Source organism: Aquabacter cavernae, from assembly GCF_003993795.1.
Classification (GTDB): Bacteria; Pseudomonadota; Alphaproteobacteria; order Rhizobiales; family Xanthobacteraceae; genus Aquabacter; species Aquabacter cavernae.
The window spans coordinates 1,144,675-1,159,515 of sequence record NZ_RWKV01000008.1; the positions used below are offsets into that span (position 1 = coordinate 1,144,675).

A 14,841-nucleotide genomic window follows, 5' to 3' on the forward strand; every position below is an offset into this window, starting at 1 on the left:
CATGTGGCTGCTCATCGGATCCTTCCTCGGGCTGATGCTCATCGGCGTGCCCGTGGCGCTGGCGCTGGCGGGCGCCTCGCTGCTCTATATCCTCGTCACCGGCACGGCGCCGGACGTGGTGATCGCCCAGCGCATGATCGCGGGCGTGGAGAGCTTCCCGCTGCTGGCGGTGCCGTTCTTCATCCTGGCCGGCAACCTCATGAACATCGCCGGCGTGACCGGGCGCATCTATGCCTTCGCGGTAGCCCTGGTGGGCTGGATGCGCGGGGGCCTCGGGCAGGTGAACATCATCGGCTCGGTGATCTTCTCCGGCATGTCCGGCACCGCCATCGCCGATGCCGCCGGGCTCGGCACCATCGAGATCAAGGCCATGAAGGACCATGGCTATTCCACCGAATTCTCGGTGGGCGTCACCGCCGCCTCGGCGACGCTGGGGCCGATCATCCCGCCGTCCTTGCCGTTCGTCATCTACGGCATGCTGGCCAATGTCTCCATCGGCGCGCTGTTCCTGGGCGGGCTCATCCCCGGCGCGGTGATGACGCTGCTGATGATGGGGACGGTGGCCTATTTCGCCCGTCGCAACAATTGGGGCAGCGACGCCAAATTCTCCTGGCGCCAGCTCGGCGGGGCGGCGCTGGAAGTGGCCGTGGTGGCCTGCTTCCCGCTGGGCGTCTATGTGCTGACCGCGCTCGGCCTCTCCTCCAACGCCGCCGTGCTCATCGCGCTGGCGGTGCTGATCGCGGCGGACTGGTATTTCGACTTCTCCGCCGTCATGGCGCTGATGACCCCCGTCATCCTCATCGGCGGCATGACGCTCGGCTGGTTCACGCCCACGGAGGCGGCGGTGGCGGCGGTGATCTGGTCGCTGTTCCTCGGCCTCGTGCGCTATCGGTCCATGACCATGCGCACGCTGGCCAAGGCCACGTTCGACACCATCGAGACCACCGCCTCGGTGCTGTTCATCGTCACCGCGGCCTCCATCTTCGCGTGGCTGCTCACCGCCAGCCAGGCGGCGCAGGCGCTCTCCGACGCCATCCTCTCGCTCACCGACAACAAATGGGTGTTCCTGCTGCTGGCGAACCTGCTCATCCTGTTCGTCGGCTGCTTCATCGACACCATCGCGGCCATCACCATCCTGGTGCCCATCCTGCTGCCCATCGTGCTGAAGCTCGGCATCGACCCCATTCATTTCGGGCTGGTGATGACGCTGAACCTGATGATCGGCCTGCTGCATCCACCATTGGGCATGGTGCTGTTCGTGCTGGCGCGGGTGGCGAAGCTCTCGGTGGAGCGTACCACCATCGCCATCCTGCCCTGGTTGGTGCCCCTGATGCTGGCGCTGATCGCCATCACCTACATTCCGGAGCTGACCCTCTGGCTGCCGCGCATGGCGGGGATGGGGCGGTAGGGGGCTCTCCAACCGCTCCTCTTATGGGCCATCGCCTTGCCCCCTCCCAACCCTCCCCCGCAAGCGGGAGAGGGCTTTTGGGGCCCAAGCAACGCTGGGTTCTACCCCGGTGGGAGGGCGCGCTTTCCCATCCGCAACGCTCAGCCCCCTCTCCCGCTTGCGGGGGAGGGCCGGGGAGGGGGAAATCGGGAAGAGCTGTGGCGGGAAGGGATGGAGCCTGCCCGCCCCGCCTCACACTTCCAGCGAGGCGCGTACCAGGGCGCTCACCATCCAGCGCACGGTCTCTTCCGTGTCCTCGCTGGAGAGTTCGCAGACATCGCGCAGCACCACCACCGTCTCGATGCCGGCGAGCACGCTGAGCGCGGTCAGCAGCCGCTCGAAGCGCGCCTGGGGCATGGCCTGCGCCAGGGGGGCGAAGGCCGCGCGGAGCCAGCGCAGGCGGCGGCTGCCCAAAGCGGAGGCCCCGTCGCCGCGCGCCGCCAGCGCCATATAGGCCCGGAACAGCGGCTCGTTGCGCATCACCATGGAGAGATAGCGAGCCATGGCCTCGGCTGCCGCCTGCTCGGCATCGCTGTCCCGGCCAAGATCGGCGGCGATGGTCTCCATCTCCGTGGAGAGGCGGTCGAGGGCCGCCTCCTGCGCCAGGGTCTCGGGGGTGGAGAAATAGCGATAGGCGGTTGCGCGCGAGATGCCCGCATAGTCCGCCGCCTCGGTGACGCTCGGCGAATGGCCGAGGTCGAGGAAGTAACGGGCCGCATCCAGGAGAGCCTGACGGGTCTTCTGCTTCTGCGCGACCCGGCCCCGGCGCATGTAATTCATCCCGCGCCCCACGCGATCGTGATCGTTTGTCAGACGCTCGTATCACGGTGCAACCGGTCCCACAACGCGGCCGCGCCGGCCAGCGCGAGATGCGGCGATTTCGCCCGCCAGCGTTAACGATGTGCGCAAGTCATGGGGCGCGGGGCACTGCGATGACGGGGAGCGTCTGATAGTCTCGGGGGTGTCCGGCACAGTGTCTGGCCGGACGGGCGAGGCGCCGATGTTCTTCCTGCTGCGACTGGCATTCTGGCTCGGCATCGTGCTGCTGCTGCTGCCGCTCTCCACTTCGGAGGACGGCACGCGGCAGATCGGCGCGTGGCAGGCACTCAGCGCCGCCCAGTCCGCCATCGCCGATGCCAGCGGCTTCTGCGAGCGCCAGCCTCAGGCTTGCGCCGTGGGCGGGCAATTGCTGTCCCATCTGGGCGACAAGGCCCAGGCGGCCGCGGAATGGCTGTTCGCCAATGTCAGCATCGGCGAAGGCGCGCACGCGCCCGCCACCGCCGACAAGACCGGCGGCCATGCTCTCACCCCGCAGGATCTGGTCCCGGCCTGGGGCGGGGACGCCGCCGATGCGCCCAAGGCCACCGGCTCCATACCCACCGGCGCCGCGCCCGCCGCTCCCGCGCCGGGCTCCATCCCCCTGCCCCCGCGCCGCCCGGCCTGAGACCGGCCGCCCGCGCGCAGGCTGCATGTGCGTGCGGCGATTGACCGTGCGGAGATCGCTGCGCACGAACCGCGCCTCTTGGTATAATGAAGCTTCGCATGCGGCCCCTGTGCCGCATGACATCCTCGCCCCGTTGCGCGGATTTTCCCTTCATGCCGGACCTGCGGCGGCGCCGAGCGCCCGCACCGGTCCGCGCCGAGACCCGGTAGACCCATGGACGTCGATGCGCTGATCGCCGATTTCGAATTGCTGGACGACTGGGAGGACCGGTACCGCTTCGTGATCGAACTGGGACGCGCTTTGCCGCCCTTCCCGGACGCCGAGCGGACGGAAGAGAACAAGGTCCAGGGCTGCGCGAGCCAGGTGTGGCTCGTGTCCCATCGCCGGGACGAACCAAGCGGAACCATCCTGGAATTCGAGGGGGATTCCGACGCCCATATCGTGCGCGGCCTCGTGGCGGTTCTGCTGGCGCTGCTCTCGGGCCGCAGCCCGAAGGAGATCCTGGCCACCGATGCGCTGGCCATCTTCCGCCGCATCGGCCTGGAAGGGCATCTGACCCCCCAGCGCTCCAACGGCCTCAATTCCATGATCAACCGCATCCGCGCGGACGCGCAGGCGGCGCTCTGAGGGCGGATCGCCCTTCTGAGCGATGGATGGCTGGCGGTTTGTCAGGTCCGGCAAGGTCGTTGCCTGCTTGCAAAGCCGTCCGGGCCGCTTGAATGCCCAACCGTGCAGACCTAACGGCCATCCACGCGGTTCCGCTGGGTGCCCGTTCGGCAGAGAGGCGTGGATACCCGGGACACGCCGAGGCAGACCGCTGGAAAAGCGTTATCGGGCTCTCAATCATCGGGAGAGTACGATCCGGGCAGGGAGGCGCCCTGCCTGGATCTCGCGCGCCTCAGGCGGGCGCGTAGGTGCGCGGATCGGGGCCGAAGCGGTTCGGCCCCTGCGTGCCGGGCAGTACGTTGAAGATGAAAAGCACGATCATGCCGATGCCGGTGAAAGCGATGAGCAGCCACCAGCCGGTGCGGTCGATGTCGTGCAGCCGCCGCACGCCGATGGCAATGCCGGGAATGAGGTGGACAAGCGAGGCGATGGCCGAAATGGGCCCGCCATCGGCCGCATTCATGCCGAACAGCGCCGCATCCAGCACGCCCGCCACCAGCAGGATCACAAAATAGATGAGGATATAGAGCCAGAGCCCCGCGCGGCTGGTGCGTCCCGTGAAGGTCGCATAATGGCGCATGGCATCGAGATAGGCGTTCATGTCCCCAAGCCCCCGGTGAAAAGGAATCCCCGGCCGATCATCGCCCGGCCGGGGCTGCGCGTCACTCCCCGTAAGCGTGCCAGGATCACGCGCAAGGATCACGCGCCGGGTTCGCGCGCCGCAACGTGGCCTTGGTGTCTTTGCTGTTTTGATTGAACAGCACGGCGGTCTTCCCTCCCCTCTTGCGGGAGAGGGTGCCGAGCGACAGCGAGGCGGGTGAGGGGTTGGGCATCGCTTGGCGCCTCCAGTCCGGCGTTCGCGCGAGTGCCCCTCACCCCACCCCTCTCCCGCATCGAAGCCGGATGTTTCCGACTTCGGCACGTCAGCCATCCGAACTCGGCACCAGCCGCGTTCGGGCGGGAGGGGGAGGAACGGTGAGCCCCGCAGGGACAGGCCTGTGCGGTTCCATCAAGCACTCCCCCTAGACCTGCGCGCGCCAGGATTGGGTTCGCGCCCGCTCGCGCCCGCGCGCCTCGCTGGACAGGCCGTAATGGGCCGCGAGCCGGTCCAGGGCGAGGCCCAGCACCACCTTGCCCGCGCGCGGCGGCCAGCCGCGCTCCTGCTCCACAAGCTCGATCCCCTTGAGGAAGCAGCAGACATCCAGCAGCGCGCCGGACAGTTCCGGCCCCACCGCCGCCAGCGCCGCCTGGACCCGGCTGCGGGCGGCGATCACCGCATCGGTGAAGCTTTCGGGGCCACCCGTGCCTTGCCCGGCCGGGGACCAGTTGGTGGTGACGCGCGGGGTCAAGCCCGCGCGGGTGAAATCGAGCCGCAGCCGCTCGCCCGCCAGCAATTGGGGGGCGCTGATCAAGGCGCGCCCGTCGCGGCCCTTGCGGGTGGCGAGCCAGCCGAGCGGGCTTTCCGCCAGATCCAGCTCCACGAGCCCATGCGCCCCTTCCACCATCACGCGCGAGGCGGACACCGCCCGGCGGGCCTGTTCGCGGGCGGCCCCGGCCGGGCGCGCCTTGGATCCCCTCTCCCTCACCATTGCCCGGCGCTCCATTGGTCCCCAGCCCCCTTGCACATGTGCCGCACCTGCGCCTCGGCCCGCTCCATGAGCGTGTCGAAGGCCGAACTCTCCCGCGCCGCCTCGATGCGGCGGACGGCATAGGCCACCGATGCGGGATGGAGGCCGTCGAGCCGCGCCACCTGCCGCAGCCCCAGCCCGCACGCCACATGGGCGAGATAAAGGGCCACATGGCGGGCGAAGGCGGGCTGACGGCCAAGGCCGCGTGCCGCGCCGGCGGCGGGAGCGGCGGCGGCACAGCCCCCGACCTCCCGGCAGAGCGCGGCGAGCGCCCCAGCCGGCTGGCGTGGCGCGGCACGGGGCATGCCCCCCGCCGGACGCGGGGAGAGAGAAGAAGGATGAAGGGACATTGGCGGCTCCGTTTAGGATTTAAATCCTACAACCATGCCGAAGCATTTGACAATAGCGGTAACCCAAGAGGACGCGCTCCTTCAATCGGAAATTTTTCTTAGGACACTTATCCGACACCCCATGCCCCGGCCGCATACTGACGGGCGAAACCGGGAGACAGGACATGACCAGACGAACACGGCCCCAAACGACGGGGCGCGGCGGGCGCATCCGGGGTTTCTCAGCGGGCGGACGCCATACGGACATCGCCGCGCGCATGACCGCCCTCGCCGTCTTTACCGGCGACGATCCGGCGGCGCTCCGCAGTGCCCTGCGGGCCTGTCGAAGGGCGAGCCTCCAGACCCCGCAGGCTTATGACGCGGCCCGGCACGCCGCGCTGCTGAGGCTGCTGCGGCAAGGTTCGGCACCCCTGCGGGACGATGCGGGACGGGCCCGGAACGGCAGGGCAGAAAAGGAAACGGCGCCGTCCGGGGGACGGCGCCGTTGAAGGCGGAAGCAATGCTGTGCCTGAGCGGGGTCGGCCGCCCTGCGGCGGCCCACCCTGCCAAGGACCGCTGAACGCTCAGCGGCGGCGGCGACGCTGCTGGCCGAGGCCCATCTGCTTGGCAAGCTCGGAGCGGGCAGCCGCATAGTTGGGCGCCACCATCGGATAGTCGGCCGGCAGGCCCCACTTCTCGCGATACTGCTCGGGGCTCATATTGTACTGCGTGCGCAGGTGCCGCTTCAGCGACTTGAACTTCTTGCCGTCTTCCAGGCAGATGATGTAGTCGGGCGTCACCGACTTCTTCAGGGGAACCGCCGGCTTCAGCGGCTCGGGGGCCGGCTCGGCCTCACCCTTGGACACGCGCTGCAGAGCGGCATGCACATCACTGATGAGGCTCGGCAGATCGGCCGCCGCGACCGAATTGTTGCTGACGTACGCAGAGACGATGTCCGCGGCCAGTTCGATATAGGTGGTCGATTCCATTGTTTCGCTCATGACACTTTCTTTTGGTTCGGAACGAAATTCGCAGTGGCCGACTGATTGAAGCCAGCATTCGACGACGAACGCTGCAACCTCACCCTGTCGCCATCGGCGCAGCGATTCGATGTCCACACCGTATTTGCTAGTTATGTTGTTCAGATATGAATTGCAAGTTCATTTTCGAGTTAAGCGCGCCTCTTCTTCCATCATATTTTCGTCTGGATTGCGAAAGCGCACGCTGGACTAACAGACGCAAGTGCAGTGAAACTTCTGACAGGTATGCCGCATATGCCCCTCGGGCGCCCCGCGCCTTGCGCGAAGCCGCATCCATACTTACCTCACTGCAAATCAGGCGGGCCCGGCGGGCCCGCCATGCCGGACCGGGAGGTTGTTCGATGGCTGATGAAACCCTGCCAGAGAAGATCGTGAAGACCGAGACCGAGTGGCAAAGCTGCCTCACACCCGAGCAGTTTCGCATTGCCCGGCAGGCCGGCACGGAGCGCGCCTTCACCGGCCCCTATTGGGACGAGAAGCGGGACGGCCTTTATTCCTGTGTCGCCTGCGGCGCGCCTTTGTTCCGCTCCGAGGCGAAGTTCGACAGCGGCACCGGCTGGCCGAGCTTTTTCGCCCCGGTCTCCGCGGACGCCATTTCCAGCCATGAGGATGTCTCCCACGGCATGCGGCGCGTGGAGATCCGCTGCGCGCGCTGCGAGAGCCATCTGGGCCACGTCTTCCCGGACGGCCCGCGCCCCACGGGCCTGCGCTTCTGCATGAACGGCACGGCGCTCGCCCTCGCGACGGATGCGGGCGAGGACGGCCAATGACCGCTGAGCCGCCCCGCGCCCAGCGCCGCCCCACCACGCGCAATGTCCACGGGGTCACCCTCGCCGACGATTATGCCTGGCTCCGGGCCGAGAACTGGCGCGAGGTGATGCGCGATCCCACCGTTCTGGACGCGGACATCCGCGCCTATCTGGAAGCCGAGAATACCTATAGCGACGCCTATTTCGCGCCCGAGGCGGAGCTGAAGACGCAGCTTCTCACGGAAATGCGCGGGCGCATCAAGGAAGACGATGCGGGCGTGCCCTCCCCCGACGGGCCGTTCGCCTACTACACCCGCCACCGCACCGGCGGGCAGCATCCGCTCATCTGCCGCAAGCCTTTGCCCGAGGGCGAGGAAGCCATCCTGCTGGACGGCGACCGCATGGCGGAAGGACGGGCCTATTTCCATCTCGGCCATGTGCGCCACAGCCCGGACCATGCGCGGCTTGCCTATGCGGTGGACGAGCAGGGATCGGAACTGCATGTCATCGGCGTGCGCGACCTTACGACCGGCGCCGACCTGCCGGACCGCATCGAGGAGACCACCGGCGACCTGCTCTGGTCGCAAGACGGCGCCTTCCTCTATTACATCCGCCGCGATGCCGAGCACCGCCCCTCCAAGGTCTACCGCCACCGGCTGGGCGACAATGCGTCCGAAGACGAGTTGATCTATGCGGAGGCGGACAAGGGTTTCTTCGTCTCCCTCGCCGAGACCCAGTCGCACCGCTTCGGCCTCATCGCCTGCGGCGATCATGAGACCTCGGAAGTCCATCTCCTCGACCTCATGGCGCCGGAAGCGCCGCCCCGCGTGGTGGCGCCGCGCAGCCCTGGCGTGCGCTACGAGGTGGAGCACCATCCCGACCTCGGCGGGGAGGACCAGCTCGTCATCCTCACCAATGCGGACGAGGCCGAGGACTTCAAGATCGTCATGGCGCCCAGCGCCACGCCCGGCCGCGACTTCTGGCGCGACCTCGTGCCCCACAGGCCCGGCCGCATGATCCTGAGCCAGGTGGCCTATCGCGGCTTCCTGGTGCGCCTGGAGCGCGAGGACGGGCTGCCGCGCATCGTCATCCGCACGGTGTTTTCCTCCGAAGAGCATTCCATCGCCTTCGCGGAAGAAGCCTATGCGCTGGGCATCGACGACGGCTACCAGTTCGACACGGCACAACTGCGCTTCAGCTACGCCTCCATGACCACGCCCGCGGAATTGTGGGCCTATGACATGCACAGCCGCGGGCGCACCCTGCTGAAGCGCCAGGAGGTGCCGAGCGGCCATGAGCCGGCCGACTATGTCACCCGCCGCCTGTTCGCCCCCGCCGGTGACGGCGAGAGCGTGCCCGTCACCCTGCTCTACCGCGCCGGGACGGCGCTGGATGGGTCGGCGCCCTGCCTGCTCTACGGCTACGGCGCCTACGGCATCGCCATGCCCGCCAATTTCTCCACGAACCGCCTGAGCCTGGTGGATCGCGGCTTCGTCTATGCCATCGCCCATGTGCGCGGCGGCACGGACAAAGGCTGGCGCTGGTATGCGGACGGCAAGCTGGACAAGAAGACCAACACCTTCACGGACTTCATCGCCGCCGCCGAGCATCTGGTGCGCGAGAAGATCACCACGGCGGACCGCATCGTCGCCCATGGCGGCTCGGCGGGCGGCATGCTCATGGGCGCCATCTCCAACCTGCGGCCGGACCTGTTCACCGGGATCGTGGCGGAGGTGCCGTTCGTGGACGTGCTCGCCACCATGCTGGACGACACCTTGCCCCTCACCCCGCCCGAATGGCCGGAATGGGGCAATCCCATCGCCAGCGAGGAGGCGTTCCTGCGCATCCGCGCCTATTCCCCCGTGGACAATGTGGCCCCCCGTGCCTACCCCGCCATCTTCGCCTTGGCGGGCCTCACGGACCCCCGCGTCACCTATTGGGAGCCCGCCCGCTGGATGGCGCGGCTGCGGGAGGCGAATACGGGTTCAGGCCCGCTTCTGCTGCGCACCAACATGGATGCGGGCCATGGCGGCGCCGCCGGCCGCTTCGACCGGCTGGAAGAAGTTGCCCTCATCTATGCCTTCGCCCTGAAGGTGGCCGGAGGAATAGGCGCCGGTCGCGGTTCGTGAAAAGAGTCCTTTAGCGGTCCCCCGTCCCCGACTATAAATCCCGCAGGACATCGTATCCAAAGGGACGGGGGACCCTATGGCTATCGCAGAGATCGCGAATTCGTCTTATCTCGACTTCACCGGATACGGGGTGGTCGCGCCGGGCGTCACCACCGTCACGCAGGCCTGGGACCTGACCGCGGGCGAAATCACCACGCCGGATGCGAGCTGGAAGATCAATGTGGCGCTGATCCTGGATCGGGCCACGGATCCGGCGGCGCTGCTGGCCGCAGACTGGGCCACCCGCCAGCAGATCCTGGGCTCCATGACCCAGGACGAAATCTTCGCCATGTATGGGGCGGACCAGGACCAGTATAATGAGGTCCTGGACTATCTGGGCGGGAGCAATCCCGCTTCGCGCACCTATACCGTTCTCGGCCTGAGCGGCAGCGACGCGAACGGGGACTATGTGTCCTCCGCCGCCTCCCGCACCATCTGGGTGGAGCTGGACGCCGCCAGCTTCAAGGACCTGTTCGGCACCGACCTCTATCTCGCCAATTCCCCCACCGAGGGCCAGTTCCTGTTCTGGAACGGCAATCTCAGCCTGCCGGAAGAGGCCGGCGTGGTGGGCCTGTGGCTGGACACGGAAAATATTCCCCCGGCCGACAATCTCGCGCCGGGCGTCTCCGTGACACTGCCGGACGGCAGCCAGAGCATCGGCAACCAGTTGGGCACGCTCGGCCAGAACGCCGCCCAGAACCCGCAGGTGGCCGCCAGCGACTATTACAATTTCCCGCTGGCCAACTTCTCGGACGTACAGACGGGTGCCATCGGCCTGATCGAGCCGGGCATCGGCACCGCCCTGCGGGCCTCGGCCGAGCACGACTTCCAGTATTACCTGGAGCGCTATTACGAGAAGATGGGCGTCATCGGCACCGGCACCGCCTACACGCAGGGCGCCTCGGGCCAGGAATATGGCAGCGGCGCGGAAGGCGAGCGCTCGCTGGACGTGGGGATGGTCAGCGCCATCAACCCCAACAGCGACATCGCCCTCTATGTGGGCTCCGGCTATAACGGCGCCGCCGATGCCAGCACCTTCACCGCCTATCAGAGCGCCATCTGGCAGACGCCGGCCGGGGTTCCCGCCGGCTGGATCAATCCGGCCGTCCTGTCCTCCTCCTTCGGCGACCTCCAGGCCCCCTCCCCGGATTCGCCCTTCTACGCCGCCTATTGGCAGTTGATGATCGACGCCGTGCTCATGAACAAGAGCGTGTTCACGGCCCTGGGCGACGGCGGCTCGGGCAATGAGCTGGGCAACGGCCTCACCAATCTGGAATACAATTATGCCAGCCCCTACACGGTGCTGGTGGGCGGCACCTCCATCTCCACCACCCAGCAGGCGGAGCTGGACAGCACGCTGACCTGGATGCTCCAGCTGGCCGAGCAGAGCGACCGCGCGGTGCTCTGGCGCCTCGTCCAGGGCGGCCTCACCACCCTGCCGCAGGACGCCACGGACGCGAACACCTTCCTTGAGGCGGTGTGGAACGAATATTACGTGGACGGCAACAGCCGCACCATCATCGAGGGCGGCTACCAGCAGAACAACACGTCCTCCGGCGGCGTGGACACCACCCAGCCGACACCCTCCTACCAGTTGGCCTACGGCCTCACCCCCACCGCCGCGAACACGCCGTTTCCCGGCCAGGGGCGCGGCCTGCCGGACGTGTCGGCCAATGCGGGCGGCAATCTCTATTACTGGACGCCGGACGGCTCCATGGAGGGCCTGACGGAGGAAGGCGGCACCAGCGCCGCGACACCGCTCTGGGCTTCGCTGGCGGTGCAGATCAACACCATCTTCGCGGACCAGGGCCTGCCGCAGCTCGGCTATATGACCGACCTGCTCTATATCGCCTCGGCCATCGCGCCCGCCGCGTTCAACGACATCCAGTTCGGCAACAACATATCGAGCTTCTCCCAGGGCGGGGACTATACGAGCAACGGCGAGGCCATCACGCCCACGGGCTACGGCTTCGAGGCGGCCCCCGGCTATGACCTCGTGTCGGGCCTGGGCACGCCCAACGGCACGGTGCTGGCGCGCGCGCTGCTCTCCATCGCCCATGCGCAGATGTCGTTCGCGGACCAGCCGGACGTGCTGATCGCCCAGCCGGTGGACCCGAGCGATCCCTCCTCCCCCACATTCAATGTGAGCGGGGCGAGCCAGAGCCTGCTGTTCCAGCCCATCTTCGCCTCCGACACCGCCTGGGCGCTGGAACTGGGCACGTCCACTGTGAGCTTCTCCGGCCTCCAGTCCGCCGCCTATGCCTGGACCAACCAGCTCGCCCAGCAGGTTGTGCAGGCGGACTTCTCCAACGATCTCGTGACCCTGTTCGACGGCTTCTCCCAGGGGTCGCTCTATCAGGCGCAGGTGGCGGTGGGCACCAGCGTGGGCATCTCCATCGGCGGGGCCGATGCGGGCCAGCCGCAGATGAGCCTCACCAGCCAGTTCGGCTTCGTGGACTATGTGAACGACGCCCAGGACAGCGCCGTCCAGGTGGCCCGCCCCATCGCCATCGCCGAGACGGCGAACGCCGCGGACGACCAGATGGCCGTGGTGCGCATGCGCCAGAGCGGCGTGAATGACAGCGCCATTACCTTCTACAAGGTGGACGACTTCAACGGCACCATCGGCGGCATCGATCCCGGCGAGGCGGGCTATGCGGCCGCCGTGCAGGCCCGCGCCTATTCCACCACGGACGGCGACACCGCGATTTCCGGCCAGGGCTTCGGCGTGCAGAGCCAGGCCTTCCTGACCAATGTGGATGCGGGCGACCTCATCGCCATGATGCTCACCAGCGCAGGCCACACCTATTACGCCTTCGCCCAGGCGAACGAGCAGGTGAACGGCGAATATGTAGGCCATCTATGGAATTACGGCCTCAACACCTGGGGCTGGGAAGACCTCTATGGCGGCGGCGACCAGGACTATAACGACCTGGTGGTGCAGCTCGACTTCACCAGCGCGGCGGGCAGCGGCTGGCTGATCTGACGCGCGGCCTCCACGACCCGGCGGCCCGGCCTCTCGACCGGGGCCGCCGGACACGCCTGACGTCGCCATTTCGACCCAGACTGCCCTGACCTGAACCTTCGCCGGAGACCGGCCCGCCCGCCGCATGACCGCAGGTTTTCCGTGGCGGAGAACGACGCGGAAATTGTACAGTCGCGTTTACAACCACATGACCTTTGCGCATTTTCAGTCTTGGGAGGGCCTGCATTCTTCCGCAGGCACGGTCGGGACAAGCCCCCGGCTCACCAGTCTCCGACAAGACGAGACAGACCAAGGACGCCGCAATGACCGGATCAGAGTTGAGGCTCTTGAGGCAATCGCTCAGGCTCTCGCAGCACGAAATGGCTGATGGCATGGGCGTTTCGCTCCGGGACTACACGGCTCTCGAATCCAGCCCCTCCGACTCGATCCGGCGCAGCCATGTGCTGGCCGCATCGGTCCTGTCGCTTGAGCAGGCCATCGCCCGGCAGGACATCAGCCTCGCACGGCCGCGCATTCGCGAACTGGCGCTGCAATACGCCACCCTGGTGAATACCGGGGCCGTGGATATGGGCGATTGAGAGACGCGCGCCCGGCCCGGGCGCGACGATGGATGCCCGGCCCTATTGCGCGGGACGGGGCGGCGCGGGACCGTCGCAATGAACCTCAAAGGCCTTGACCGCCTTTTCCTCGAACACCGCCTTGCCCGTGCAGCCCGCCGCCTTCAGCGCGTCCATGAGCTGGACTTCCTGATAGGGGAAGATCTCCACGGTGGCGATGAGCGTGACGGCGTTGCGGGTCACGCGGCGCACCACCCAGTCCACATAGGTGCGGAAATCCTCTTCCCGCTTCAGCACGGACCAGAGCTGGTTGGGGATGTCGTCGTCATCCGCCTCCAGCCGCCGCTTCAGTTCCGCGACCGAGAGATTGGGGGCGGAGGCCGGGTTGAGCAGGCCCTTCACCTCGAACGACTTGTCCGTGTCATCCCGGTAGAAGACATGGATGGTGGGATCGAACACCACCCATGAGACGACGTGCTTGTATCCGTTCTTCTTGATGAACTGATAGAGGTCCCACACGTCGGTCTTCACGTAGGACGTGCGCTCCGCCTCCACGAGATTGTAGAGCATGCCGGGGGCGATCATCACGCCCAGCGCCAGGATGCGCGCCGGGGCCGAGAGGCCGAACGCCTTCAGCATGCGCACCGTCAGCCAGCCCAGGAACAGGGCGATGACCGGCGACACATAGAGCAATTGCCGCGTGGTGGAGAAGGGATAGATGCCCGCCAGATTGAGCGCGCCGAGCCCGCCGCAGACATACAGCAGCAGCCGGGCGGGCGCATGCCGCGCCGCCAGCGCCTCGCTCAGAGGCGGCCAGATGCGGTCCTTCAGGGGCTTGGGCGCGCGCCACCAGAGCAGCAGCAGGACCGGGACGGCTACCACCAGGAACAGATGGGGGCCGATGCCCCGCACCTCCCGCAGCATGATTGAGAGGGACGTCATGTCCCGGTTCATCAGCACGTTCAGGAGGGTGAGCCCCCCATATTCCTTGCCGTAATTGATGAACTGGAGCGCGACGAGCGGCTTCACCAGGGTGAGATAGGTGGCGACCCAGACCAGGCAGAAGAGCGCGGCGCCGCCGATCCACAGAAGCCGCCGCCCCTTATTCTCCCGGCAGATGATGATGTCGAACATCACCGGCACCACGATGAACATGCTGGAGAAGGAGAACAGGATGGAGACCAGGGCCACCGCCAGGAAGGCGGCGAGGTAGCCCGGCGAATAATCCCGTCCGCGCGCCCAATGCATCAGGATGAGGGCGACGGCGAACATCACCTCGAAGATATATTGCTTCAGCTCGGTGGCATTGAGCAGCACCGGGCGGATGGCGAGCAGGATCAGCAGGCCGTAGACCATCCCGAGATCGCGCCGCCGCAGCGCCACGAGCAGGGTTCCGGCGAAGAAGGCCATGCTGAGAACGAGCAGGCCCACGCGGGTAAGATCGAGATTGCCGCCCACCAGATGGTAGATGGCCGACAGCACCGCCATGGAGAGCGGGGGTGCGGCCTGATCGTAATAGGGCAGCGGCGAGAAGAAGCCCCAGAAGCCCACCGCGAAATTGAGGACGACGGCGCCCTCGTCCTGGAAGATGGAGCGGCGGCACGCGAACAGCCCGGCGGCGAAGGCCAGCGCGAAGCCCAACAGGGCCAGGGCACGGGGGCCGAAATGGGCCACGGCCATGCGGAGCTTCAATGACGTCATGGCCGACCTGTTCGCCCCCGCTTAGAGCGTTTCCGAGCGAAGTGTGAAGCGGTTCGCGTGAAGGAAACGCGGAAAAATAAAGAGATAGAGCGCTTCGGCGTTTCCATGAAAGGCTGAAGCGCTCTA

General features: G+C 67.1%; 13 protein-coding genes. 7 read left to right on the top strand and 6 right to left on the bottom strand.

The annotated features are described in order from the left end of the window. Position 1 precedes the first annotated feature (1 nt). On the top strand, positions 2 to 1,408 hold the full coding sequence (locus EJJ38_RS10020; RefSeq protein WP_127089923.1) for a TRAP transporter large permease: 1,407 nt from the start codon (positions 2 to 4) through the stop codon (positions 1,406 to 1,408). A 231-nt stretch (positions 1,409 to 1,639) separates the two neighbouring features. On the opposite strand, the gene EJJ38_RS10025 is transcribed toward EJJ38_RS10020, so the two are convergent. Beyond that, entirely contained in the window at positions 1,640 to 2,218 is a 579-nt protein-coding gene (locus EJJ38_RS10025) for a TetR/AcrR family transcriptional regulator (protein WP_127089924.1), read from the bottom strand. A gap of 229 nt (positions 2,219 to 2,447) precedes the next feature. Here EJJ38_RS10025 and EJJ38_RS10030 point away from each other — a divergent pair, with 229 nt between their 5' ends. Beyond that, entirely contained in the window at positions 2,448 to 2,891 is a 444-nt protein-coding gene (locus EJJ38_RS10030; RefSeq protein ID WP_127089925.1) for a DUF5330 domain-containing protein, read from the top strand. Positions 2,892 to 3,104: 213 nt separating this feature from the next. Then, entirely contained in the window at positions 3,105 to 3,518 is a 414-nt protein-coding gene (locus EJJ38_RS10035) for a SufE family protein (RefSeq protein ID WP_127089926.1), read from the top strand. 271 nt (positions 3,519 to 3,789) lie between these two features. Here EJJ38_RS10035 and EJJ38_RS10040 read toward each other — a convergent pair whose 3' ends face one another. From EJJ38_RS10040 to EJJ38_RS10055, 4 genes are all read right to left on the bottom strand, one after another. Beyond that, complete coding sequence (locus EJJ38_RS10040) at positions 3,790 to 4,158, bottom strand: DUF805 domain-containing protein (protein WP_127089927.1); 369 nt, start codon at positions 4,156 to 4,158, stop codon at positions 3,790 to 3,792. Between the two features lie 421 nt (positions 4,159 to 4,579). Continuing rightward, positions 4,580 to 5,146: a DUF6456 domain-containing protein gene (locus EJJ38_RS10045; RefSeq protein WP_420836873.1), complete on the bottom strand. Its 567-nt coding sequence runs from the start codon at positions 5,144 to 5,146 to the stop codon at positions 4,580 to 4,582. Continuing rightward, the gene (locus EJJ38_RS10050) at positions 5,140 to 5,490 is read right to left on the bottom strand and encodes a hypothetical protein (RefSeq protein ID WP_127089928.1); all 351 of its coding nucleotides are present in this window, start codon (positions 5,488 to 5,490) and stop codon (positions 5,140 to 5,142) included. The genes EJJ38_RS10045 and EJJ38_RS10050 overlap by 7 nt, the downstream gene beginning before the upstream one ends. 608 nt (positions 5,491 to 6,098) lie before the next feature. After that, the gene (locus EJJ38_RS10055) at positions 6,099 to 6,515 is read right to left on the bottom strand and encodes a Ros/MucR family transcriptional regulator (RefSeq protein ID WP_127089929.1); all 417 of its coding nucleotides are present in this window, start codon (positions 6,513 to 6,515) and stop codon (positions 6,099 to 6,101) included. Between the two features lie 380 nt (positions 6,516 to 6,895). Here EJJ38_RS10055 and msrB point away from each other — a divergent pair, with 380 nt between their 5' ends. From msrB to EJJ38_RS10075, 4 genes are all read left to right on the top strand, one after another. After that, a complete protein-coding gene (gene msrB / locus EJJ38_RS10060) occupies positions 6,896 to 7,324 on the top strand; it encodes a peptide-methionine (R)-S-oxide reductase MsrB (RefSeq protein ID WP_127089930.1) in 429 nt (142 codons plus the stop codon). Then, complete coding sequence (locus tag EJJ38_RS10065) at positions 7,321 to 9,432, top strand: S9 family peptidase (protein ID WP_127089931.1); 2,112 nt, start codon at positions 7,321 to 7,323, stop codon at positions 9,430 to 9,432. The genes msrB and EJJ38_RS10065 overlap by 4 nt, the downstream gene beginning before the upstream one ends. 76 nt (positions 9,433 to 9,508) lie before the next feature. Next, a complete protein-coding gene (locus EJJ38_RS10070) occupies positions 9,509 to 12,457 on the top strand; it encodes a DUF4114 domain-containing protein (protein WP_127089932.1) in 2,949 nt (982 codons plus the stop codon). Positions 12,458 to 12,828: 371 nt separating this feature from the next. Beyond that, entirely contained in the window at positions 12,829 to 13,035 is a 207-nt protein-coding gene (locus EJJ38_RS10075; RefSeq protein WP_127089933.1) for a hypothetical protein, read from the top strand. A gap of 42 nt (positions 13,036 to 13,077) precedes the next feature. Here EJJ38_RS10075 and EJJ38_RS10080 read toward each other — a convergent pair whose 3' ends face one another. After that, positions 13,078 to 14,715, bottom strand: coding sequence for a hypothetical protein (locus EJJ38_RS10080; protein ID WP_127089934.1), 1,638 nt, complete (start codon positions 14,713 to 14,715; stop codon positions 13,078 to 13,080). Between the last annotated feature and the right edge of the window lie 126 nt (positions 14,716 to 14,841).